The organism is Paenibacillus sp. FSL R7-0179, from assembly GCF_038002265.1.
Classification (GTDB): domain Bacteria; phylum Bacillota; class Bacilli; order Paenibacillales; family Paenibacillaceae; genus Paenibacillus_AQ.
On the sequence record NZ_JBBOCC010000002.1, the window covers coordinates 3,491,414 to 3,514,386 of the forward strand.

26 protein-coding genes are annotated in these 22,973 nt (G+C 48.4%); 9 read left to right on the forward strand and 17 right to left on the reverse strand.

Going from position 1 to position 22,973, the window contains the following annotated elements; all coding sequences use genetic code 11:
- Positions 1-55 precede the first annotated feature (55 nt).
- Positions 56-337 carry a DUF6809 family protein gene (locus tag MKX63_RS31650; protein ID WP_341022830.1) on the reverse strand — a complete coding sequence of 94 codons (282 nt, stop codon included), beginning with the start codon at positions 335-337 and terminating at the stop codon, positions 56-58.
- Positions 338-449: 112 nt separating this feature from the next.
- Between MKX63_RS31650 and MKX63_RS31655 the strand changes: the two genes are divergently transcribed.
- Positions 450-674: a helix-turn-helix domain-containing protein gene (locus tag MKX63_RS31655; RefSeq protein WP_076083328.1), complete on the forward strand. Its 225-nt coding sequence runs from the start codon at positions 450-452 to the stop codon at positions 672-674.
- A 150-nt stretch (positions 675-824) separates the two neighbouring features.
- Positions 825-1,049, forward strand: a complete 225-nt coding sequence (locus MKX63_RS31660) for a helix-turn-helix domain-containing protein (protein WP_341022832.1) — start codon at positions 825-827, stop codon at positions 1,047-1,049.
- A gap of 265 nt (positions 1,050-1,314) precedes the next feature.
- On the opposite strand, the gene MKX63_RS31665 is transcribed toward MKX63_RS31660, so the two are convergent.
- Positions 1,315-2,601 (reverse strand): amidohydrolase, encoded by a 1,287-nt coding sequence (locus MKX63_RS31665; protein ID WP_341022834.1) that lies wholly within the window; start codon positions 2,599-2,601, stop codon positions 1,315-1,317.
- A gap of 78 nt (positions 2,602-2,679) precedes the next feature.
- On the opposite strand from MKX63_RS31665, the gene MKX63_RS31670 reads away from it, so the two are divergent.
- The 4 genes from MKX63_RS31670 (at position 2,680) to MKX63_RS31685 (ending at position 6,015) form a co-directional block, all read left to right on the forward strand.
- The gene (locus tag MKX63_RS31670) at positions 2,680-3,675 is read left to right on the forward strand and encodes a MerR family transcriptional regulator (RefSeq protein ID WP_341022836.1); all 996 of its coding nucleotides are present in this window, start codon (positions 2,680-2,682) and stop codon (positions 3,673-3,675) included.
- A gap of 197 nt (positions 3,676-3,872) precedes the next feature.
- On the forward strand, positions 3,873-4,730 hold the full coding sequence (locus tag MKX63_RS31675; protein ID WP_341022838.1) for an inositol monophosphatase family protein: 858 nt from the start codon (positions 3,873-3,875) through the stop codon (positions 4,728-4,730).
- Positions 4,731-5,035: 305 nt separating this feature from the next.
- Positions 5,036-5,389, forward strand: a complete 354-nt coding sequence (locus MKX63_RS31680; RefSeq protein ID WP_341022841.1) for a hypothetical protein — start codon at positions 5,036-5,038, stop codon at positions 5,387-5,389.
- Positions 5,390-5,415: 26 nt separating this feature from the next.
- Positions 5,416-6,015 carry an SMI1/KNR4 family protein gene (locus tag MKX63_RS31685; protein ID WP_341023385.1) on the forward strand — a complete coding sequence of 200 codons (600 nt, stop codon included), beginning with the start codon at positions 5,416-5,418 and terminating at the stop codon, positions 6,013-6,015.
- An 11-nt stretch (positions 6,016-6,026) separates the two neighbouring features.
- Here the strand turns inward: MKX63_RS31685 and MKX63_RS31690 are convergent, their stop codons facing one another.
- Positions 6,027-7,349 carry a sensor histidine kinase gene (locus tag MKX63_RS31690; RefSeq protein ID WP_341022843.1) on the reverse strand — a complete coding sequence of 441 codons (1,323 nt, stop codon included), beginning with the start codon at positions 7,347-7,349 and terminating at the stop codon, positions 6,027-6,029.
- A 2-nt stretch (positions 7,350-7,351) separates the two neighbouring features.
- Complete coding sequence (locus tag MKX63_RS31695; RefSeq protein ID WP_341022845.1) at positions 7,352-8,065, reverse strand: response regulator transcription factor; 714 nt, start codon at positions 8,063-8,065, stop codon at positions 7,352-7,354.
- 292 nt (positions 8,066-8,357) lie between these two features.
- On the opposite strand from MKX63_RS31695, the gene MKX63_RS31700 reads away from it, so the two are divergent.
- Positions 8,358-9,167: a serine protease gene (locus tag MKX63_RS31700; protein ID WP_341022848.1), complete on the forward strand. Its 810-nt coding sequence runs from the start codon at positions 8,358-8,360 to the stop codon at positions 9,165-9,167.
- 187 nt (positions 9,168-9,354) lie between these two features.
- Here the strand turns inward: MKX63_RS31700 and MKX63_RS31705 are convergent, their stop codons facing one another.
- From MKX63_RS31705 to MKX63_RS31715, 3 genes are all read right to left on the reverse strand, one after another.
- Positions 9,355-9,762, reverse strand: a complete 408-nt coding sequence (locus MKX63_RS31705; protein WP_341022849.1) for a hypothetical protein — start codon at positions 9,760-9,762, stop codon at positions 9,355-9,357.
- A gap of 93 nt (positions 9,763-9,855) precedes the next feature.
- Positions 9,856-10,152, reverse strand: coding sequence for a hypothetical protein (locus tag MKX63_RS31710; protein ID WP_341022851.1), 297 nt, complete (start codon positions 10,150-10,152; stop codon positions 9,856-9,858).
- The gene (locus MKX63_RS31715) at positions 10,149-10,727 is read right to left on the reverse strand and encodes a TetR/AcrR family transcriptional regulator (protein WP_341022853.1); all 579 of its coding nucleotides are present in this window, start codon (positions 10,725-10,727) and stop codon (positions 10,149-10,151) included. The genes MKX63_RS31710 and MKX63_RS31715 overlap by 4 nt, the downstream gene beginning before the upstream one ends.
- Before the next feature lie 169 nt (positions 10,728-10,896).
- Here MKX63_RS31715 and MKX63_RS31720 point away from each other — a divergent pair, with 169 nt between their 5' ends.
- Positions 10,897-11,883 (forward strand): NADP-dependent oxidoreductase, encoded by a 987-nt coding sequence (locus MKX63_RS31720; RefSeq protein WP_341022854.1) that lies wholly within the window; start codon positions 10,897-10,899, stop codon positions 11,881-11,883.
- A gap of 522 nt (positions 11,884-12,405) precedes the next feature.
- Here the strand turns inward: MKX63_RS31720 and MKX63_RS31725 are convergent.
- The 10 genes from MKX63_RS31725 to MKX63_RS31770 form a co-directional block, all read right to left on the reverse strand.
- On the reverse strand, positions 12,406-12,885 hold the full coding sequence (locus MKX63_RS31725; RefSeq protein ID WP_341022855.1) for a DUF6756 family protein: 480 nt from the start codon (positions 12,883-12,885) through the stop codon (positions 12,406-12,408).
- A gap of 1 nt (position 12,886) precedes the next feature.
- Positions 12,887-13,108 (reverse strand): hypothetical protein, encoded by a 222-nt coding sequence (locus MKX63_RS31730; RefSeq protein WP_341022857.1) that lies wholly within the window; start codon positions 13,106-13,108, stop codon positions 12,887-12,889.
- A gap of 124 nt (positions 13,109-13,232) precedes the next feature.
- Positions 13,233-13,850 (reverse strand): CPBP family intramembrane glutamic endopeptidase, encoded by a 618-nt coding sequence (locus MKX63_RS31735; RefSeq protein WP_341022859.1) that lies wholly within the window; start codon positions 13,848-13,850, stop codon positions 13,233-13,235.
- Between the two features lie 320 nt (positions 13,851-14,170).
- Positions 14,171-15,397: a glycoside hydrolase family 5 protein gene (locus MKX63_RS31740; protein WP_341022862.1), complete on the reverse strand. Its 1,227-nt coding sequence runs from the start codon at positions 15,395-15,397 to the stop codon at positions 14,171-14,173.
- Between the two features lie 163 nt (positions 15,398-15,560).
- Positions 15,561-18,140, reverse strand: coding sequence for a glycosyl hydrolase (locus MKX63_RS31745; RefSeq protein ID WP_341022864.1), 2,580 nt, complete (start codon positions 18,138-18,140; stop codon positions 15,561-15,563).
- A gap of 268 nt (positions 18,141-18,408) precedes the next feature.
- Complete coding sequence (locus MKX63_RS31750) at positions 18,409-19,815, reverse strand: transposase (RefSeq protein ID WP_341014692.1); 1,407 nt, start codon at positions 19,813-19,815, stop codon at positions 18,409-18,411.
- A gap of 385 nt (positions 19,816-20,200) precedes the next feature.
- Complete coding sequence (locus MKX63_RS31755; RefSeq protein WP_341022866.1) at positions 20,201-20,755, reverse strand: hypothetical protein; 555 nt, start codon at positions 20,753-20,755, stop codon at positions 20,201-20,203.
- Between the two features lie 117 nt (positions 20,756-20,872).
- Positions 20,873-21,631: a M56 family metallopeptidase gene (locus MKX63_RS31760; protein WP_341023386.1), complete on the reverse strand. Its 759-nt coding sequence runs from the start codon at positions 21,629-21,631 to the stop codon at positions 20,873-20,875.
- Positions 21,537-21,896 (reverse strand): radical SAM protein, encoded by a 360-nt coding sequence (locus tag MKX63_RS31765; RefSeq protein ID WP_341022868.1) that lies wholly within the window; start codon positions 21,894-21,896, stop codon positions 21,537-21,539. The genes MKX63_RS31760 and MKX63_RS31765 overlap by 95 nt, the downstream gene beginning before the upstream one ends.
- 186 nt (positions 21,897-22,082) lie before the next feature.
- On the reverse strand, positions 22,083-22,223 hold the full coding sequence (locus MKX63_RS31770) for a hypothetical protein (RefSeq protein ID WP_341022870.1): 141 nt from the start codon (positions 22,221-22,223) through the stop codon (positions 22,083-22,085).
- 243 nt (positions 22,224-22,466) lie between these two features.
- Between MKX63_RS31770 and MKX63_RS31775 the strand changes: the two genes are divergently transcribed.
- Positions 22,467-22,973, forward strand: a complete 507-nt coding sequence (locus MKX63_RS31775; protein WP_341022872.1) for a LytR/AlgR family response regulator transcription factor — start codon at positions 22,467-22,469, stop codon at positions 22,971-22,973.

Genomic DNA, 22,973 nt, shown 5'->3' on the forward strand with positions numbered 1-22,973 from the left:
AAAACCGAAGCTTAACTTCGCTCCGGTTTACTTACTTATCATTACATGACTAGTATTATTCAACTCCCTTCTCCCCACCAAACACCTCAATCATCATTAACGCACCTATTTTATAACCTTGGATAAAAGATAAAGCTGACTGTAAAGAATTTGAGTCACTTTGTAAATCATATAGTTGCTCCACTTGTTTAAATTCTTCTTCGGGTAGTCTTTCTTTGAGCACCTGCAATAAATCAATAATGTTCTGATCAATCTTCTGTACCTCAGGATTACATGTATTGTTCAATTCATTCGGGCGCAATTTGCCGTAATAAAAATCCTCCAAAATAATGATCATCAGACCTCCTTCTGTGGACTTTCCCCCTAACATGAATTAATTTTATGCGAAAACCGCATAAAATATAATATGCAATTTTCGCATAAAGTACACTTAGCTTGGGTGATGAGCATTGTATTTAAAGATCCGTGACTTACGCGAAGATAAAGATCTAACACAGCAACAAATGGCTGAGTTATTACATATTACACAAACCACCTATTCTCGCTATGAGAATGGGAATTTGGACCTTCCTAGCGCTGTTCTGATTAAGCTAGCTAATTTCCATAATGTTAGTGTTGACTATATTCTAGGACAGACCACCACCCCTACGCGTTATCCTCCTGCATATGATTAAACTGGAACAGAAGCGAACTCATATGAATAGCCTCTCCCTACCAACACGTTCATACTCTAAAACTCAGTCATGCATAATTTTTATGCGAAAATCGCATAAATAACAATATGCAACTTACGCATAACGTAAACTTGGCTTGGGTGATGAGCAATGTACGAAAGAATCCGCGGCTTACGCGAAGACAAAGATCTGACACAACAACAAATGGCTGAACTTTTAAAAATTACACAAGCCACTTATTCCCGATACGAGAATGGGAATTTGGATGTTCCTAGCGCCGTATTGATTACGCTGGCTACTTTCCATAATGTTAGCATCGATTATATCTTGGGGCAGACTGATAGCCCTAAGCGTTATCCTACAAAAAAAGAATAATCTGCAATCTAAACAAGTTCATGCTAAGAAGCACATGAACTTGTTTTTATTTTTAGGGAATAGACCTTCATGAAAAGAAGCTATTACCTATACAAATTGAACTTTTTCAAATAAAAAGACAGTGAGAAGTGATGGAGTGAAATTTTGAAACTGTCGGAGCGGTTAACAGAGAAATCTGGGGACAACAGCGGCCTGAAGCCCAAATATTCTCTGTAGTTACAGTCTATCCAGAAACATAAAAATCATTATTCATTCTGTATAGTAATTAAATGCCTTCAACGATACGCTTAGAGCGCAGCGACACTTGCTCCAATAACTCGTCTTCATCAATAGTGAGCAGTTGACGGCCTTGCATCAACACTTTTCCGTTAACGATGGTGGTGTCCACGTCCGCTCCGTTAGCGCTGTATGCGAGCAGTGAATGGATGTTGTGTATAGGCTGCAAGTGCGGTTTTCTCATATCAAGCAAGATGATATCTGCCTTCTTCCCGATTTCAAGCGTGCCCACCTCATGGGCGATGCGCAGCAACTCTGCACTTCCGGCCGTCGCCATGCGAAGAGCATCCAGAGCAGGAAGCTTCGTAGGGTCGCCGTAATCCAACTTTTGCAGCCATGTTGCCGCCCGGATCTCCTCGAACATATCTAACGTGGTGGCGCTACCCGCCCCATCTGTGCCTAAGCCTATCGTAATCCCTTGGTCAGCCATATCCTTGATCGGCGCTATGCCGCAGCCAAGCTTGAGATTGCTCACTGGATTATGGGACACTCCGCCCCGCATACTCTTCAGATAACCGATATCACGGCGATTTAGATGCACGCTATGTGCGAGGAGCACATGCGCTTTTTCAAATAGACCGAGGTGATATAAATATTCGGTTGGGGTCTGATTATACTTTTCCCGAATCTGAAAGACTTCTTCTTTCGTTTCGGCCAAATGAGTATGTAACGGTATGTCCTCCTGCTCCGCCCAATCGATAATCTCTCTAAAGGGCTGCGGAGGAACAGTGTAAGGGGAATGCGGACCTAGCATGGTCGTAATTCTGCCTTCCGCTGCACCGCTCCAGTGACGAACGAGATCAAGCGCCTCCGACATTCGCCGCCCTCCGTCATTTTCGAGAAAGGTGAGCCCCCGTGTTAAAGAAGCCCTCATACCGACCTCTTCTACCGCTGCCGCGATTTCATTCATGTGGATGTACATGTCGGCGAAGGTAGTCGTACCCGATTTAATCATCTCCGCCATCGCGAGCTTCGCTCCCCAATAGATATCCTCTGGCGTCATTCGCGCTTCAGCAGGGAGCATTTTCTGGTTCAACCAATCCATAAGCTTCAAATCGTCGGAAAATCCCCGCAACAAGCTCATAGGTGTGTGTTGGTGAGCGTTGATTAGCCCAGGCATTGCTGCCATCCCCCCGCCATGAATGACCACATCTGCCCCGGTGGATATGATGGACTGAATGTCCGCTATGCGGTCCCCGTCGATGAGAATATCTCCGATATAGGGCTCCTCGTTCCCCATGCTTAAGATGGTCGCGCCTTTGATTAACGTCTTCATCGTGACAGCCTCCTTTTCTAGGGTTTATACTAAACCTTGACGTTGAGTGAGGGTCAAGAACATAAAGGGGTCTGTCTCATGAAAATAAAAGAAGTCGCTGATATGCTGAAAATATCGCAGCGCGCGATTCGGTTTTACGAAGAAAAAGGGCTCATAGCTCCTTCCAAACAAGCTGACAATCAGTACCGGAGGTTTGACGAAGAAGACATTTGGCGCTTGCAGACGATCATTGCACTCCGGGAATTAGGAATGCCAGTTAGTGATATTAGGACTGCACTATTGGATATTGAAGCCAAAGGAAACAGCCAATTACGATATTTGTTGGAACTCCAGCGATCCGTCATGTTCACCAAATGGGTCGAAATGCAGCAGATTATCGAGACAACAGACCAAATGATTGAAACCCTCAAGCAGGACCATACCCTTCCGCTTGACGACATTTACATACTGGCGGAGGGTTCGAGAAGACTGAGAGAACAACGGACATGGAAGGATAAGTGGGGGTATGACCGTTTGGCCGGCGTTCACGATCAGTTGGTTCAAGAGGACACACGGAAATATGGGGACTATGATGAGGCGCTGCGGATCGTCGTGAAGTGGGTCTCGCCCATCCTTGGGGAAAGGGGTTTGGATATTGGAACAGGTACGGGAAATTTAGCCGGCCGACTGATCCATGAAGGCGTGGTGATGGCTGGGGTGGATCAGTCCAACGAAATGCTAAAGGAGTGCCAGCGTAAATTTCCTGAGATGGAGACCAAGCTTGGCAATTTCCTGGCATTGCCGTACCTTGACGGGAAGTTTGATTTTATTGTTTCGAGCTTTGCCCTGCACCATCTGACGAGCGACCAAATGCTGCTCTCTATTCAGGAGATGCGCAGGGTATTAAAACCTCACGGAAGGATCTGCGTCGCGGATTTGATGATTGACGGGGAAGGAAGCACACCACATGAAGGTGATGAGGATTCTATTCTACTCCCCAAGCTCATTGATTTATTAGAGGAAAGCGGATGCATCACGAAACACGTTAAAGTAAATCGATTGTTGCATGTTGTTTTAGCAGTACCTATTCGGTAAAAAACCTCCCCCCTGCGGCAAGGTTCACCGTATTGTATGTGTACCAAACGAAGCCAGCGTTCAACTAGCCGGAAACGGGTGATTATCTCCCCCCTCCTCCTGCGTGACCATCTGATCCCGAAATGCTAGTTCCAAACAGTAAAAAACGAAATTAAAACCTTAAGATGGGATGTAATATCGAGTCACGAATATGATCTATGTCTGAAAAAAAATTACGCACTGCAAGGAGGAATGGGAACGAAATGAAGTTCGACCTTCGAGAATTAGCGTTGTTTGCAGAACAGACCGTAACCAAAGCAGGTGACAGAATTTCCGATTTGCGTAACCGTGAAAAAATTGAAGTGAATTACAAGGATGCAGGTGAGCTCGTAACATCGGCTGATTTGCTATCGGAAAGAATTATTCAAGAAGCCATACAGGTTACATTTCAAGGTCATCGAATCCTTTCGGAGGAAGATGGAGTACATAGCTGGGATAAGTTCAATTTTGATGGTCCGGTTTGGGTGATTGACCCTTTAGATGGAACCGTTAATTTTGCCCGGAACCTGCCGCATTACGGAATTTCGTTAGCTTTTGCCCTTGATGGCGTAGTACTGGCAGGAGCCGTGTATGCCCCAGATTTGAATAGTACCTATATAGGAATTAAAGGAGAAGGCTCCTATTGCAATGGTGAGCTTTTAAGAATTCGTGAATGCACTTCACTACTAGATGCTGTCATTGGTACAGGTTTCCCGCATGATCCAGCCCAAGTACAGCCAGCAATCGAAAGAGTAAACCGGCTCAGAAGCAACTGTCGTGACATTAGGCGTTTTGCCGCTCCAACAATAGACATATGTTATGTGGCTTCCGGAAGGTTAGATGCTCATACAGAAAGTCTCTCACCGTGGGACGTAGCCGCTGCTGGTTTGATTGCACGGGAGGCGGGAGCATTGACTTGCCATGTACAAGCGGTGCCAGATAACATCCCTGTAGAACTTTATGGTGAAGAGGTTGTATTCACGACACCTGGAATCTGCGAGGATCTCTTGACGTTATTGCGGATGGAATCGGAATAACAGAATTGTGTGTTCTTCAGGGGCGTTTGGCTTAGCGTAACGGACTGAGGTACTCTTATTTGGGAAGAAAGTCGCCAATTGGGCGAGTAACGGACTCTACAGGCCTTATCCTTTGCACTTCAGCTCCGAAACGTCTCGCAGAAAGACGATAAGGTCGCCTGAGTCCGTTAAGCTGCAAAAAGTGGTGTTTTCGCGGAGATAAGGTCTCTCCGGTCCGTTAGGTATTGGGTTGATAGGGTAATATGGCATAATAAAGAGGACATAAGTTCTTGAGTGATTATTTTTTTATAATGGAGGAATGTAGCATGGGAATTTCTGTTTATTACACTTGTACGAGAAATCATAACCTTACGGGCAGTGAGAAGCAAGAGATTACGGCCATTATTGATAAATACAATGTGGATTTTGAGATGAAGGATATTGGAGAAACATTTCATGTGTATGACTATGACCAGGATGAACCAACAGTAATCTTTGCAGGTGCAACAAAACTGCCCCTATCAGACAATTTTGAAGATACATTCCATGCGCTGTTTTATTGGTTGACCTGTTTGACGGATATTAGAAGAAGGATTTCTAATGGAGATTGGCATGTGCATCTAGATGATACGGATGTTATTTGGAATGAGGGCACGGGTTGGCACATGCCCGGCGATTAGTATTCTAAGGTGTAATCTATTTGGAGGTGAGTAAGATTTCTCAAATCGATGAATTACATACAAAACTAGAGGATTTATTAGCTGAAAAAGTTGTGGATGAAGACATTGAGTACTTTGAAGATTACAAGAAGATAACTGGAGTAACGGATAAACAGATTGACGACTTCGAAAGAGATTTTAGCATTTTATTACCAACAGATTTTAAGGCGTTGTATGCACTTAAGGATGGCAGCGGTTATCCGCTTAATCTTTTGTATACTTCATATGGAGATAGTGTTATTCCATTCACCTTGCTTTCCTTTGATGATATTAGAGACACTAAGAAATTTTTCTGCGATCGTGATAATTTAATGAGCGAATATTACAGCGATGAGGAAATTAGTAAGCTCGATTCACGTATTAAGCCCTATTTATTTAACAAGCGTTGGTTTCCTTTTGCACAGGTTGTAGGTGGGGCAATGTATTTAATGTTAGACTTGGACCCAACAGAACATGGTACTGTTGGGCAAGTTATCTTTTATGTGCATGACCCTGATTTTGTATATTTTATAGCTCCAACATTTTCAGATCTTTTACAGGATACTATTCAAAATCTTGAAGATGATTGGTATGAAGAGTGCCGATGAAAATAATGCTGTTACCCAACCTTCTTCCTAAAACTAAACCGCGCCCCGCCCAGCTCTGAGCGGGAATAGGTCAGCTCCCCGTTCAGCCGAGCCGCAATCTGGCGGCAGATGGCCAGGCCAAGGCCTGTTACTCCGTTCGCTCCAGTGTAGAAACGTTCGAAGACCGCTTCCCGCTCCTCCTCCGCCAGCCCCGGGCCGTTATCTTCAATATGGATAGCCCACGCTGCTCCAGGAGCTTCCGGGTCCACCCGGATAACCACCTGATCTATGGTATGCCTAACCGCATTCTGCAATAGATTGACCAGGACACGGAATAGCTGCTCGCCGGGAATCGTAACTTGCAGGCTCTCCCCTTCCACGGTGAGCTTCAGTTCCCTCCGGTTGGCCTCCGGCATGAGCAGCATAGCGGCTTCTTCAGCCATGGTCCGCAGGTCAACGGTGGCGGCGGGCCAATGCTCGTCAACGGCTTCCAGCCGGGAGAGCTGGAGCAGCTTGTCTACCATGTCAATCAAACGTTGCGATTGGTTGGTAATGACCTCAAGCCCCTCCTCCTGCGTGACCACCTGATCCTGAATAGCGAACACGAAGCCGTGGATGGACATCAGGGGGGTTTTGAGCTCATGGGAGATATTCTGCAGGAATTCAATCTGGCTCTGCTGATGCCGTTGGATGCGCCCCGACATGGACTGGAAGGTGGTCATCAGCTCCCCAATCTCGGTCCGGTCCCCCTGCGGAAAAGGATTGCCCAGCGCATAGGAAGGCTCATATCGTCCAACGGCTTCCTTCAGCCGGTTCAGCGGCCGTACCACCCGCGAGACAGCGAATAACCCAATGGCAAGAATCACTATAAAGCTGGCTCCGATGGACAGCAAGGTGGTTCGCATGAGTGAGCCGTACAGGGCTCTAAGCGAGGACAGCGGCGAATAGATGAAGATTTCATCGGACAGCCCTCTCAGCTTTTCTTGCGCATATAATACCTTCCTGCCGTGCAGGAGGGCAATTCCATTTTTCCCCGTAGGCGTATAGTGGAGTTGCTTCCCTTCCTCCTTCTCATCGCTGGCATCAACGATCCTCTGATTATCATCCAGAATCATATAATCTGCATTCATCATCAGTCCCTTGACGACATACTTGAACTGCGTGCTGCTCAGATTGTTGAGGTCGCCATCGCTGAGCAGCTTCTGTGCCTTCCCTACCTGTCCATGTAGCTCAGCCTTCACCTGGTTCATCAGGATGTCGTCGATCAGACGCACGAACAGCATCACCGTAATTGCTACAGTGATGAGCATGGCAATGCAGAGCGAGAGCAGCATTTTACCGCGAATGGTCCGCATAACTACACCTTCCGCAAGGATGCCCGGTATCCGAAGCCCCACACCGTATCAATTAGCAGCGTGGATTGGTGCTCGGCGAGCTTTTTGCGGATTCTTTTGACCACATCATCTACGACCCGGACATCCCCGAAAAAGTCATATTCCCACACCTGCTGAATCAGATGCTCACGCCCGAAGGGCCGTTCCAGATGGGAGGCCAGAAAGAGTAACAGGTCGAACTCCCGTGAGGTTAGGCTTACTTCCTCTGTATTCACCATCACTTTCCGGTAATCCGCATCAATCTCCACATTCCCGGTCTTGCAGACTTGCTTCGCTGCCACCACTGACGGGGTCTCCTCCGCAGCAGCATTGCCCGCTCTGGCCAGACGCAGCATAGACTTCACCCGGCCCACCAGCTCACGCGGATTGAACGGCTTGCTCAGGAAGTCACTACAGCCCAGCTCCAGCCCTTGAATCCGGTCACTCTCCTCGCCCCGCGCAGAGATCATAATAATAGGAAGCTCGGTGAAGGTGCGCAGTTCGGTGAGCAGTGCCAGTCCGTCAATCCCGGGCATCATAATATCGAGAATCAGGCAATCCGGGTGCTCTGTGCGGACATGCTCGACCAGCGTGCGGCCATTCGAGAATGAAGTTACGTCATACCCCTCCTTGCGCAAATATTCAGAGAGCAGCTGTAAAATGAAAAGATCGTCGTCTACGACTACTATTTTGGCCATCATGTATACCCCTTTACCGTCCTAATCTAGCTCTATCATACAGGGTTATATAGGCAGATAAAAGAAAGGACCCGTCTTAAGCCCCGCCTTCCCCTTCTTCGAAAAGAGATGTGAAACTCTGTTCTTACATATCCGCAGACTGACCGTCACAACATGTCTCACTCCTCAATAGTATAAAACTAAAGGGGGAGTGATTATGACTCGCAGGGTTAGCAGATTCCTCTCATGCCTACTGGCTGTTGCGGTTCTAACATTGGGCATCCCTATCGCCACAGCTTCTGCCATCAGCAAAGTGTCTATTACATCTGTGACGGCCACCAAATCCGGTATCTCGGTCCGGCCTTACACCAGCAACCCCGCATTATCCAAAGCAGAGCAAGCCAAAGCCTATCGTGATTATAAGAATCTGACACGTGTCGTTATGATAGACAAGTATGTACTGTCCGGTCAAGGGACCAAGACAAAGATTGGCATTGGTGCTGGCTTCATGCTACCAGGAGGATACATTGTCACTAACAATCACGTGGCCCCCGCCAGCTATAATGGGAAGAAATTACGATTCCAAATTACCTTTTATGCGCAAAAATCGGACGGGTATCTGCTTGGCACATTAGTGGCAACAGATCTTATGGAAGACCTCTCGCTGCTGAAGATTGACGCTAACAAAATCCCGAATGCCTATCAGGACAGCTATTTCAAGGAGTTCAATCTTGTGCCAACGGCCAACGAAAAAGTGACGGTCATCGGGCATCCTACCAAGCCAACAGGAAATTCAGACACTGTGACTACCAAGAGATACCCCTGGACACCGCTCTACGGAACATTCACCGCCGATGATGTGGCCGTTATCCGCAAATCGAAAAATGCATCAACACCCGATGTGTACACGCACTCCATGGAATTCAAAGTACAGACCTGGCCTGGAAATAGCGGCAGTGCTGTCATAGATTCGAGCGATAAAATAGTCGGCGTAATCTCCTCAACGATCCTTGGTGAACCCCGATCCTTTGCCACCAGTTCGAAGCTTATCTTACAGTTCATAGAGAACAACCATTTGTCAGAAGCTATTTTTGGACACGCCGAGGACGGAGATCAGAGTTAGTTAGGTGAATCAAGTGGAAACGGCTTTGCCGTCCTTTTAAGGACGGTATCGTTTCAGCGAGAAATAGAAGGATACTTTATCGTGTGCAACATATAAAGTCTTATATTTAGATCAAAAGCGGGACTCTTCACGAGCCCCGCCTTCTGTGGTTATAAGTATGCTGCTGCGGAAGACTGCAATGACTGCATTATTTCTTCTTTGGTGTCACAGGTTTGGCTGCCGTTTTTTGTTTGGCATGTGGGGCTGCTGACTTTACTGTTGCTTTGTGTTTGGCGGCTCTGACTGTTTTTGCAGCAGCTTTGTGTTTAATGGTTACAGCTGTCTTAACTGCTGCTTTGTGCTTGGCTGGAGTTATAGCCTTGACCGGACTCTTAGTAGCTGCTGTACTCTTCACAGAGGTTACTGCTTTGGCAGGAGTAGATGCTTTTACAGGAGTTACCTTGGCTGGGGTAGCAGCTTTCACCGCTGGTGCAGTCACCTTCACTTCTTTCACTGGCTTTACTACAGGCGCCGTTGCTGCGAATGCGCTCGTGGAGCCGCCCACTACACTTACTACTGCTAATACTGCGATTACTCTTCTTGTCCATTTGATCAAATCAATCACCTCTTCTTTGAAAGTATCTTCATCTTAGCAGGCGATTGCGGGAATTCTGTGGCACAAGTATGAGTAAAGTATATGAAAATAGTGTTATAAAATGTGAACGGTGGCAACGTCCTTGCCTGCCCACAAGTTGAAGCTGTAACCCGGTACCCACAAATGCCACGGTGCAGCGTCCACAATAAAAGCCACATCCGCATACGTATCCCAGGTATCCTCCAATTGACTTGTAATCCTGACCAATACGGTCCAGGTATCCCCATGCATGAACCCGTCTATGATCTCCCCATAGTTAACAACGATATCGCGTATCCATTCATTTCTTGAAAATTTGCCGGGGTCTCGATGCCAGGTTATTAGAGCTTGTGCGTGTCTAATAGCGTTCATGGGGTTACCAGCCCCAGACCATTCATTACATAGGGACTAGCAATATCTACAAGCACTCCGGTCCGATTCTTATCATCGGCATTTAACCAATAATGCGCAGCGCCATAGATGGCTGAACCGGTCATGGCCGCCATGATTTTGATATGATGAATGTCCACTCCAGGGTAGGTATTGCCTTTCAAAAAAATGCTTTCTATGGTTTGCTGCAGCAGTTTCTTGATTTTGTCATCGACCAGCTTAGCCATTGGATTGGAATCTATTCTGCAGATCCGATAAAAATCCGTGATATATTGGTGTGTCATGATGATTAACTGGTCACAAATATCGTTCGTAAATTCCTCTGCATCCGCCACTTGCTCAGGAATCCTCTCATGAAAAGCCTGTTCTGTGACTTCGTCCAGCAAAGCATATTTATCTTCGAAATGGGCATAAAAGGTGGCCCGGTTAATGGTTGCTTCCTGAGCAATATCTTTGATGGTGATTGCATCAAAGCCTTTTCTTTGCAGCAAATCTCTGAACGCTGTTCGAATTAACTGTCGTGTGCGCAATACCCTCGGATCTTCCTGATTTACCATCCCTATATCTCCTTATTAAACATCAATATTCATAATGTGTTGCCTATGCAACTTTCCTCTAACTCTGCCGATTGAACTCTCAAGCACGCAATATTATTATTTTATCAAACAGGTGTTGCTTAAACAATCTGTGAATCATACTTATGTTCAATTTATGAGGAGGATCATTATGAAAGCTATTGCTTTGACAAGCTTTGGAATTCCCGAAACGCTGGAAGAACTGGAAGTACCCGTCCCCGCAATCACCGGCACACAGGTTCTCGTCGAAATGCGCGCCTCATCCATCAATCCCGCAGATGCTCTGTTTCGCAGCGGTGCAATTCTTGAGGGTCCGGTGGCCGATAAATTTGCGGATCAATTTCAATTGCCGCTTATTCTTGGTAATGAAGTAGCTGGTATTGTTAAAGAGGTTGGCGTGAAAGTCCGGCATTTCAAGCCGGGGGATCGTGTCATGGGAATGATTCCGCGAGGTTCCTACATGGACTATGTTGCCGTGGAGGAAGATCTCCTGGCCGTTATTCCTGAGAGTGTCTCCTTCGAAGAGGCAGGCGCCGCGCCTGCCGTCGCCCTGCCAGCCTGGCAAGCGCTGTTTGAGCATGGCCAGCTTCAACCGGGACAACGTATTCTTATTCAAGCTGGCGCTGGAGGAGTCGGACATGCAGCAGTCCAGTTGGCCAAGCAACATGGAGCATATGTTATCGCAACTGCCAGGGACTATAATCACGATTTCGTCAAAGGACTCGGTGCTGACGAGGTAATCGATTATACGAAAACCGACTTCACCACCCAAATCACAGAGCCTGTTGATTTCGTGTTGGATTCCGCTATGGACCCCGCCACTTTCGGTACCGGGTTACCGGGAGACATCGGAACGAAGAACTACTCGGTCATCAAGGATGGCGGAACCTATATTTCAGTGGTGGCATTCGCGCTCAATGAATACCCGAAGGTTCGCGGAATTAACGCCTATTTCTTCCAGGCAAGAGCTAACCGTACTGATTTTGAATCCATTCTCCGCCAGATGCAAGAGAGAAAATTGAATATTCATATCCATGAGGCTTATCCCTTCACTGCCCAAGGCCTGCTCCAGGCGTATCGCAAAAGTGAAGAGCCAACCAAACGGGGGAAAATCATCATAACGAAAAATCTTGGATAAATGCCATGCCTGGCGGGATGGGAATTTGTAATCTGCATGAAGAAGGGGCTGTCCCAGAAGCCATGAAGCGGCTGCTTGGGATAGCTCTTTATGCTGGAGTAGATTCGGTGTGAGCACTTGGGGGAAGGGGGACGCTCGATTCAGGCATCAGGCCTGCGTGTGTGCAAATGTATGCTGTTTTCCGTATACATTTGGCCCCACGCGCCTTCAGCGAGCCCATTCTATGCTGTTTTCCGTATACATTTGGCCCCACTCACCTTCAGCGAGCCCATTGTATGCTGTTTTCCACATACATTTAGCCCGCGCGCCTTCAGCGAGTCCATTGTATGCTGTTTTCCACATACATTTAGCCCGCGCGCCTTCAGCGAGCCCATTGTATGCTGTTTTCCACATACATTTAGCCCACGCGCCTTCAGCGAGCCCATTGTATGCTGTTTTCCACATACATTTAGCCCACGCGCCTTCAGCGAGCCCATTGTATGCTATTTTTGGCATACATAATTCCCGCAATAAAAGGGGCTATCACTTTTGGGACAGCCCTTCATATCTCCTCCATCGGTCAATAATCGGCTGGCCGCTCAAGTGGAGTATGTCATGGTGGTCTTCGCAGAGGAGCCATTGAAGTTTTTTGGAGATTAAGTAGTATTCATTGAGGTGGCATAACTCAGGGATCACTTGAAGAATTGCCGCCGTCTTCCCCTCATACAGCCACAGCTTATCATAACAGTCCTCCGCAATGAACCAGATGGATTCATCTTGGATGATGTCTCTTAGTTTGGCATATTCTTTGTCTGTGAAGCTCGCACTATGCCGGGGTTCCTGGAACCGGTTCCAGCCCCAGTGTAATCCCTGTGTATAGTGGGTCTTCACCAAAAACCGTTCCTCGATTTCACGCAGTATACGCATCCACTGATCTTTGCGAACTTCATGTAGCCCGCTCCGGTCCAGCTTCAGCGACTTGATTAATTCTTCGATCTCTGCGCGAACAGATAGGGAATCCATTCTACTCCCCCACCTTGTTCTCTACGAATTTCAACCGTTGTGAATAGTAGTCCTCTGCAACCTTATTCTCCAGCAGCCCAAACGTCGTATGATCCATACATACAGGCATAGAAAATCGTAAGACCGGCATAGTTTGGCGGGATGGAGTATCCTCATGAGCAATCACAAATTCTACTCCTTCCAGATTCAGATCAGAAGGTTCGGGAGCCTCATAATTACTCAAGACCTGCTCCCCCCGAAGGTGTAACTTGTTGCCTTCCGCCGTCCAATGAAAGGTCTCAATCGACATCGAGTCCCAGGCCCATACATACAGTCCAACGACCAAACTCCTATCAGTTTATTATCCATTACCCCTTCTCCCCTCTCATAGAAATCACCTTATATTTGAACAACAGCGTAATCCCCAGATTCATCAGAAAATGCACAAGCAGCGGGACCAGCAGATTATGCGTCTGCACATACACCCACCCGAAGACCAGACTCGGGATGGTGATGTTCAACAGCATTAGCGGCTTAGTATAATACTGGACATGCGTTCCCACAAACAGCACGGTGGTGAATGCAATAGCGGTCCAGGGGCCGGGAAGGTAGAGGTTCAGTACATTTTGAATAATTCCCCGGAACAGCAGTTCTTCAAATAATGCCGCAGCTAACGTGAAGGCAAGGATTGCCGCAAGCGAATACTTTTGATAGCTCTTGTTCGTCTCGTCAATATAGCTGGCAGGCGTAAGCAGGGTCAGGATGATCCCGAACAACAGCAGACTGATTGTAGGAAGGACAGAGTACATTGCCAGCTGCAGCGGATTCTCAAAGGATAAGAGGTCCTCCAGCGTCAAGACATCGTAGATAACAAGGGCAAAAAGAACGGCTGCACTGATCAGGGCGAAAGCGAAAAAGACTAGTATAGCGTCTTTGGGATTGAATGGTTTTGGGCCAGGTGGAGGCGTTTGGGCTGAATGGTTCATAACTTTCCTCTCTTCCCCTCTTCTTGAATAACTATGTAAGTTACAATCTTCAAAGGCTAAAATAACATAACAGACATTATTACCACAAGAATGAGCCTGTTACGCGCCGCGCAGAGGGTAAGATCCTCAAGACTTATCTGCTTTAGCACAAAATCATCCTAATGGATGATGAGATTACCTTCGAGTGAACACAATGTATGCTGTCTTTCATATACATTCAGGCCGTGTGCCTGCCAAGCACAAGCAAGCTCCCGTGAACACCACAGGAGCTTGCTTCATTTTACAGACAGATTGTGATCCGCCGCTTCACGCTAAATTGCTTATTGCATCCCCTGCATAATGGCATTGATAATGCCTTGCTGGGTGACGGTGTTGTTGTAGCGGTTGAACAGGGCGAAGCCATGCTGGCCGGTATAGCCATTGTCCCAATAGACAGGTACGGCCTTGTACTTCTTGGCGGTTGCGGTTACGGCTTTGGCATAGGCGGCGCGGTAGTTGTTATTGCTTGAGTCATAGGACGTTTTGTCAATCGAACCGAATTCTCCGATCACCACCGGATAGCCTTGGGTTGTGAATTTATTGTACATAGATTGGAGCTGCGAGTTCAGATAGTCCTCCTGTCCCCAGGTAGATTTCATGGCAGGGTTCGTCGCTGACGCACCCCACTGCGTAATATTCCCCGATTCCTCGCCGGCAAAATCCCAAGGGGAGTAGTAGTGGGCGGAGATCATGATTCTTTTTTCCGCGCTGGGTATGGCAGATGATCTGTAATTGTCAGTTGGAAGTACGAACCCGTAATTGCCGGCTGTATAGTCGATATTCGTATTCCAACCCGGAATCAGCAGCCATCTGGCGCTATTGTTGCCATCTGTCTGTCTGACCGTATCTACGAAGATCTGATTGTAGGCATTCAGGTTAGCGTAATACGCCGGATTCGGATTGCTGTAGCTGCCGTCAAACACCTCGTTCATCGACTCCAAAATCAGCCGCTCGCCATAATTCGCGAACTTATTCGCGATCTGCTGCCATACCTTCTGGTACTTCTGCTTAATGGCCGTCTGGTTGCCGCTGTTCACGAGGAGCCAGCTGCCCTGAACGGAATTGAAGCCGTCCCCGTGAATATTAATGACGACATACAGGCCTTCATTGTAGGCGTAATCCACGACTGCTTTCACACGGTCCAGCCATGCCGAGTTAATTGTATAATTAGGAGCGCTGCCGATATAATTCAGATAAGAGACTGGGATGCGGATCGTTTTGAAGCCTGCTGCTTTGACCTTTTGGATCAGCTGCGGCGTAATGGTTGGGTTATTCCAGGCCGTCTCACTGGGTATTCCGTTCACCGAAGCTTCGAGCGAGTTGCCCAGATTCCATCCGGCCCCCATCTCGCTGACGATCTGTGAAGCCTGAAGTGATCTGAAGTCCGAGGTCAGCGCAGCTGACGCCTCTGCCGCAGAGGCACGGGAACCCGTGCTGCCGAGCAAGGTGGATGCTAGTAGTACTAGTGCTACGCTGTAGGCTCCGTACTTTTTGATTTTGGCTAACATATTTGAACCTCCGTTCTTATAGTAATTGCGTCACACGAAAACGGTTACAAGCTTATTTATGAACGGCGAAATTGCTTGGATTGCATTCTTATTATCAGGCAAGACAGAAGCATCGCTATAGAAATTCCGAACATCAAAATGTATCCATTATAAAACAGAGTGCCTAAGGCTCAATCCCCCACACCAGCTGCCCGTTCACATATCCGGTAACCTGCTCATGATCCGCGAACTGGGTGCCGGCGGCATTAAAGGAATAGTCGTTGGCCTGATTGTAATTGGACCAGTTGACCTTAGCGAATCGGGTCTGGATCTCGGCGCTCTGGCCGGGGTTCAGGGTGCCCGCAGCACTGGTGAAGCCAATCTCCAGCGCATAATCGGCACCGGCCGCCGGGGTGTCCAGCTTCACGAAGGTCCCGGTGACATTCGCATTTCCGATGCTGGCCCAGTCGGTCCAGAAGCTCTGCTGCTGCTCGCCGTCAATCGTGTAGTAATACCGGAGCTTCACATCGCTGAGCTGGACAGGTGCATTCCCGGTGTTGATCACTTTGAATTTAGGTGCGATTCCATTGGTCGAAGCACCGGTGCTGCCATTGTAGGATTGAATGGTCAAGTCACCTGAAGGCAGCGGAACACTGCTATCCTCTACATTCACATTAAGTACAACCTCAGATCCGCCGCTGAAATGAAAGGTAATCGTATTCTGTCCCAGCGGCAGTGTGGAGAGGTATGCTTTTCTCAAGACCACTGCAGTGTCTGTTGCCGTAAAATCCTGGCCGGATACAAGTGTGTAGCTTCCGCTCTTCAGGCTTGTCAGCTGATGCCCCTGTAAGGTAAGCGCTACGGAAATATCCTGCGCAAGATTCGCCGCCCGGTCAAATACCGCATGGTCTGGTGAGATGGCAGCGCCTGGCGTTGTATCGGTGACTTTTACTTTTAACACGGGGTCTTGGCCCTGATTGAAATCCAGGATGATCGAATGCTCACCAACCGGCAAAGTTGCCAAGAACGCCTTAGTGAGCAGCAGTGTGTTCCCGTTTATGGTATAGTCCTGGTTCTCGGTCAACACGTTGGTACCCGAACGAAGGGCCGTTAACGTGTTGCCGTTCAGATTCATAGTCACGGTCTGATCGGTCTGATGCGCCGGAGCTTTGTCGAATTCGACCATGGATGGTGTAATGGTTGCGCCCGGATGAGGGTTATTCCCCTTCAGATCAGGCAGCTCGTCCAGCGTAATGACATAATCACTCTGATACAGAGTGGTCAGTGTAGCCGGATAATTGAACGCCGTGCTCATCAGATGCTCTCCGTACCATGGCAGAGAGTAGAGCCAGCCCGCTTTTTCATCGGTCAGATTCTGCACACTGGGAACGGTGTCGTTCTCGGTCATGGCTACCATCTTCTTACCGCCAGTCAGATCCACCAGCTGATAAAAGGTCGAGCTAATCGCGTCCTCATTCGGCACGCCGGACAAGCCGTCATAACGGTTGTAGATGGTGTTGTATTTATCGTAGCCGACAATATCCACCTGATCATCCCCTGGATACCAGGCCGGAGAAGTGCTGTACACATAGCTGTTATAGGTCCAGATCAGGTTATGCAGGCCGTAGGTCTCTGTAAGCTCTGTATAGAGCTGGTCCCAGAGCTGCTTGTACACCTCTGCCCCTGCTGAAGCCCACCAGAACCACGCCCCTTCTCCATTCAGCCCGCCGTTGCCTTCTGCCTCATGGTAAGGACGGAAGATCACGGGCACATTGTTGTCCTGCAGAATCTGTAATTGTTCCGCCAGATCCTGGATAGCGAGCTGCAGATACTGGTACTCTTTGGTCCCTGGAATCACAGCATTAGCGGTATTGAAATTGGTCTCGGTTGGTTTATAGGTCGCCTGCTTCCAATCCACAAATTCCCCTAGCTGATAGGCGGTGAAGTCACGGGGAACGGTAAGGTGCCAGCTATTAGTCGCAATCCCGCCCTTATTATTCACCCAGTCGATCATGCGGGCCGTAGTGCCGTCCTCCCAGCCATACAGCGGATTGTAATTCATGAGGTCAAACCCGCGGACTGCCGGATATTTCCCGGTCAGATTGTGAATCCAGTCGAATTCCAGCTCGGAGTTGCCGTCATTCCCTCCACCGTAAATCTCCTGCTGGCCCGAGAGCATATGCTTACCGTACACCTCCGTCAAATAATTCATCAGGAGCTGGGTTTCGGGCGTAGCCTGAGCGTCAGAGAGAACGGGCTGTACAATCAGGGGGTCCAGGTTCGCATGATCCACCGTGAAGGTGTCGAAATAAGCGAAGCCCCAGCCTGCTTTTACCTGAATGGTATTGCTGCCTTGAGTCAGCTTGTGATAGCCGAAGTTGAAATCCTTCCATGTAGTGGTGTAGGGCAGCATATACGAACCCTTCGCAGCACCGTTAACGATTAGCGCCTGCTGTCTGCCATCCGGGCTCAGCTCCTGCATATAACGGGTCGAGATCGTATACATGCCGGTTGCCGGGACAGTTACAGTGTAGGTTAGCGTACCGGAGTTCTGCATCCAGACAAAACCGCTTCCCGAATAGCCGGGCTTCGGCGTTCCGTAAATCTGGGTCGTCACTTGCAAGTCCGGGGTGAGCTGGGCATCCTCGCTTTCGATGGTAATCAGTGCGGGGTTAGCGCGGGCGACAGGCGGCGCAGTAAGTCCTCCAAGAAGCAGCGTACACGCCAGCAGCATTGTTCCTGTTCTTTTGAGCCATTTCTTCATTTTCCTCTTTCCTCCCCATGAACAAAATGGTAAAACCTTGGTTAACCTATCAGATCATGGTTGCGCTTTCATAGCAAAGATAGCATGTATTCCATAATTTGTAAATACAAATTAGCAAGTATGCCCAGTGGTATGAAATGCAGGAGGGAGAGAATGTGCAGTTCATCACGCGCGAAGGGAATCTAGTGGAAAAAGGAGTCAATTTCATAATTCAGTTTACTGAAAAGCAAGATTGGTCCAAAATCTAAGGTCATATTTTTTAAAAAAATCAGGCCACTTGCTGGGAGTCTCTCAACTGCTGATTCAATTTGTCTAATGCAAACTTACTCAAATTGTACGCGAGCGTACTGAGCTGGAAATCGACACTTGCCCGGACACCCCGGTGACGTGTGCGTTTCATCCCGAAATACTCTTTGAGATAGGCAAACACACGCTCCACGGCCGTCCGCTTGTTGTACAGGGTGGTAAAACTTTCGCTACCTCTGGCGGGATAAGTGTGCAACCGCAAATCCGTTTGCATGCGAATTTTAAACACTTTTTGGCAATCGGAACCGGAAAGCTCACAGCCTTTGCATTCGCTAGGCCGGGTGTACTTCAGGGTCTCATACTTGGCATCAAAACTGTCGTAACGGTACGTATGTCCTTGAGCGCACACCGGCGTGTAATCCAGATTCATTCCTGCAGGCGGGTCTTTATGGTGAATCAGGGAAATCGCAGGATAGGCGCCGAGCGTATGAATCAACTGGTAGATTGCCGCGCAGTCGTAGCCTTTGTCGCCCAAGATATGCTTGACCTTTAGCATCGGAAACTTTAGGAGCAGGCCTTTGAGAAGGACGACCGCCATACGCTGGTCATTCGGATTGGCCGAACTAAAGAGCCCACTGAGGATATACTGGCTGTCCGTGTCGACTAGCAGATTCGCCTTGAACCCGTAATAGCTGGTCATTCGGCCCTTCGTATTTTTCTTATCACAACGCGCAGCATGCCGGGGCAACTCGGTCAGCAGTTCATCGTACGTGTACGGCAACATCGCTTCAATGGTTTTCTGGAACGGTCCGAGACTTTGTTCATAGGCTTCCATTTCCTCGCGCCGACGTTCCTTTTCGGCCTGGGATGGACGACCTGGCTTGCTGTACCTGGGTTTCTTCAGCGGCGCGTTCACCGCCTTCGGCTCAGGCTCTTGATGTTCGAGCTGAAGTTGTTCGGCCCCCGGAGCTTCGCCTTTCTTTTGCTCCCGGCGAGCCGCACGACGCTTGGAGGCTGATTCGCTAAATTGGCAATCCCATGCCTCAACCATCGAGGAATCCACAGCCAGATGGGTGCCGCTCACAAAACCTTCTTCTAGGGCAGAGGTGACTAGGCGATCCTGAAGTTGTTCCAGCATTCCCGTTTGCGCTAGGGCATGAATCAAACGAGAATAGGAGGCCTGACTGGGAATATTGTCCGAGCCCGTAAACCGGCACTGGACTCGAAATTCGTGGCTATGATTCAATCGCCGGACCAAGGCAGAGACAAACTCGATGTTCTCCATTTTGGCAATCAGCAGCGAGTAGATCATGGCAGGTACGTTTAGTTTTTCAGGCCGTCCACGGTGGCTCTTTTTCCGCAGTGCGAACAGAACTGGAGCTAAATGTAAGTGTTCAAAGATTTGGCTATATTTATCTTCCGGAGCCATCTGGAGCAATTCCTCAAAGGAAAACAGTTCTTCTTGTCGAATAGAATAGATAGGGATTACCTCTTTTCTTCTCGGGTGTTGGTTTCGTCACCTATAACTTCGAGAATTTGGGGAGGTACTCCTTTTTCTATGCTCAAAAAAACCAGGTATAGCAAGGGTTTTGAATTATGAAATTGTCTCAAAAGTACAATTAATTCGAGCGCTAACGGGGGAGTTGCGGGTAGCAGTTGGATAAACAACACTTCTTCATTTGTGCAAATCCAGCCGATTTCATAGAATCGGCTGAAAGAAGTGACTTTTTTCTAAATATTGCTTGAAAGGAGTATGATTCGGCGGGAATAAGTGCCTTTTATCCAAGCTTAGTTTCCTTGTTGATTGGCAATGCTCAAGGTGCAAAAACCTCCGGGTTGTCGCTCGTCCAAGCACCGATGCAGCCGATCAGGCAGGCTGTGCAGCTTCTCAGCACCCGCCCGCTCAGGCTGTCCTCATACTCTAAGACGATATTGATGCCCTGCCCCCGCCAAGCGAGAATCCGGCCGGAGAAGCCGGGCCACTCACATTCCTCATCCATCGCGGGCTGGCCGTATGCCGCCATCGCCTGTACCGGAGAGGAGCTCATTGCAAGGCTCCCGGGAAGCAGCCCGGGATAAGGAGTCTTGACCCGGTCATCCGCTCCGGGTGCGAGGAATTGAACAGCACCGATAATCCATTCTTGCGGGTCTGGATGCCGGAGTCCGGTCAGATTCTCCAGCTTGGGTCCGCGGTACAGATCAATGCGTAGTGATGATTTCGCTGTCCAGACGATTTCGTCGTTGAAATAGCTTTTTGGCGTGGGCAGTCTCCGGACACCGTAAGGTTTCAGCAGGGCCTGGATACGCTTGGGATCATATGGCTGGCCCAGCATTTCCACCAGTTGCTCGGAGGGTTCATTCGTGGTCATGCCTTTCCTCTCCCCTTCACTTGTTCTTCTGTAATCCGCTCTTATTATAGCAAAAGCGCACTCCCAGATGAAGCTTAAGGAAGCGCGCTCACTTGCAGGTGCCATCCTAACGAAAGCTTAGTTGGCGTTGCTGAATTTCAGGCCCTCCTTGCCCAGTTCAAAGCCATACGCCTTGGCCAAAGCCTGAAGCTCACTGTCTTCCAGCAGCTTAATCTCCTTAACAGCGTTGTCCTTGTCTCTGATGACCCGGAAATCAGCTGAGCCGTTCCCGTCATAGTAGAATTTGTTGAACTTGCCTTCATGCTGAAGGTCAGGGTCCATGAACAGGCGGATATGCTTGCCGTTGTACAGGAAGCGATCCTGGGCCTTGTCATACGTCAGTCCATAGGTCATGTAATCCTTCAGCGCATCATAGTGAAAATCGGTTACTGCCGCTCCATCCTCCGAGGAAGCTGCCGCTGCGGCAGAATCAAGCCCGCTGTTGTCGTCGCTCTCCTGTGCATTCATTTCCGCAGAATTCACTGTATTGCCACTGCTTACCGCATCGCTGGACTGCTCCGCGAACGCGGACACCGCTCCTGCGATCAGAATGAGTGAAATGGCCGCCGTCAACACCGTCAATTTTTGCAATTTCATGATCGACACGATCCTTTCCTTTGTCGCATTTTTACTGAAGCCTGTATACAGGGGTGTGAACCCCCTCTGTTGCTCCGCCACCTCCAAGAGACATAACGCATAATCCGCCTTGTGCTCTGCACCCAGCTTACGGATGACTCTGGCATCACAGACCATCTCCAGCTCCCGGTTCAGATAGAAGACCATCAGCCAGACCAGCGGATTGAACCAGTGCAGGCATAGAGCTACGGACGCAGCCAGCTTCCATACTGTATCGAAATACCGGATATGCAATTACCAGCACCATGCCGAACTGCTTCTTCTGCAGCGCCTCCATGAAATCCCAGAATTCAGGATGCGATGTCGGCTCTCCCCCGGAGATGGTAATGCTTGTATCAGGATGATCCGGCAGATCATTAATGATGCTCATGAAGGTAGGCATATCAATCTGTCCCTGCAGAACGCCGGATTCGTTATAGCAATGCAGGCAGCGCAGGTTGCAGCTCAGGTGATTTCCAGATAACAACCGCCTAATCTAAAGCTCTTGGGGGGATAACAATTCCACACTAGCACCTCATTTCCTTATTTTCACAAAACCTCTCTGCTCCAGCTCTTCAAAAGCGCCAATACAGTCCGCAATAATATCATTTAACTCAATCTGGTCCTTCTCCAGACACTGGTCATGGAGCATACCGGCAACCTCGGATATCGTTCATCCATTACCGTGCTCCCACAAATACTTGGCGGTCTGATTCAAGAAGAACATCTCATGATTACGGTCCATCACCAGTGATTCCTCACCTAAATCCTCATGGATAACATCGACTTTGGACAATAATGTACTTGCGTCCATTCACTCACATCCTTACGGGAAATAAAAGATTGTTGTTGCTGGATAGCCACGGCATAACGTGATTTGTTTCACATATGAATCTATCAATGATCTCTTGCATCTCTCGAATTCAATATAACGCATCCTTTCACTTTATGGAATATTATGTATGATAATGGTATAATAAGGAATTCAATCGCATTCCACGGTTCATTTTACTGTCCATCTATGAGGAATGAGGCCACATTAAAAGGAGAGATAGACTTGTTTCATATAGGCGTGTGCGATGATGATGCCAACGTTCTGAGCAAGGTGAAGCAGTATTTCAAGCTGCTGTCACTGTCGACTAACTATTCATTTGATGTCCACTGCTTCTCTTCCGGCGAACAGCTGCTGCAGGATTACAAAGCCATGCAGGGAGAATACACCTATCACCTGTTGATTCTGGATGTCGAAATGACCGGAATCAGCGGAATTGAGACCGCTCAGGCTATCCGGTCTTTGCCTGACCGCGATGTGCAGATTATCTTTTTGAGCAGCTACCCTGAATATATTATGGACAGCTTTGACGTTCAGACCTTCCAATACCTGCTCAAGCCGGTTCCTTATGAATTATTCCAAGAAAAAATACTCAAGCTGTGCAGCTATATTCATTCCAGCCCGAACCGCTTCTTCACCATTAAGGTAGAGGACGACGATCAGGTGGTGCTGCGATGGTCCGATATTATTGCCATTATCAAAATCAAGCATCCCTCGCACAAAACAAGCTGA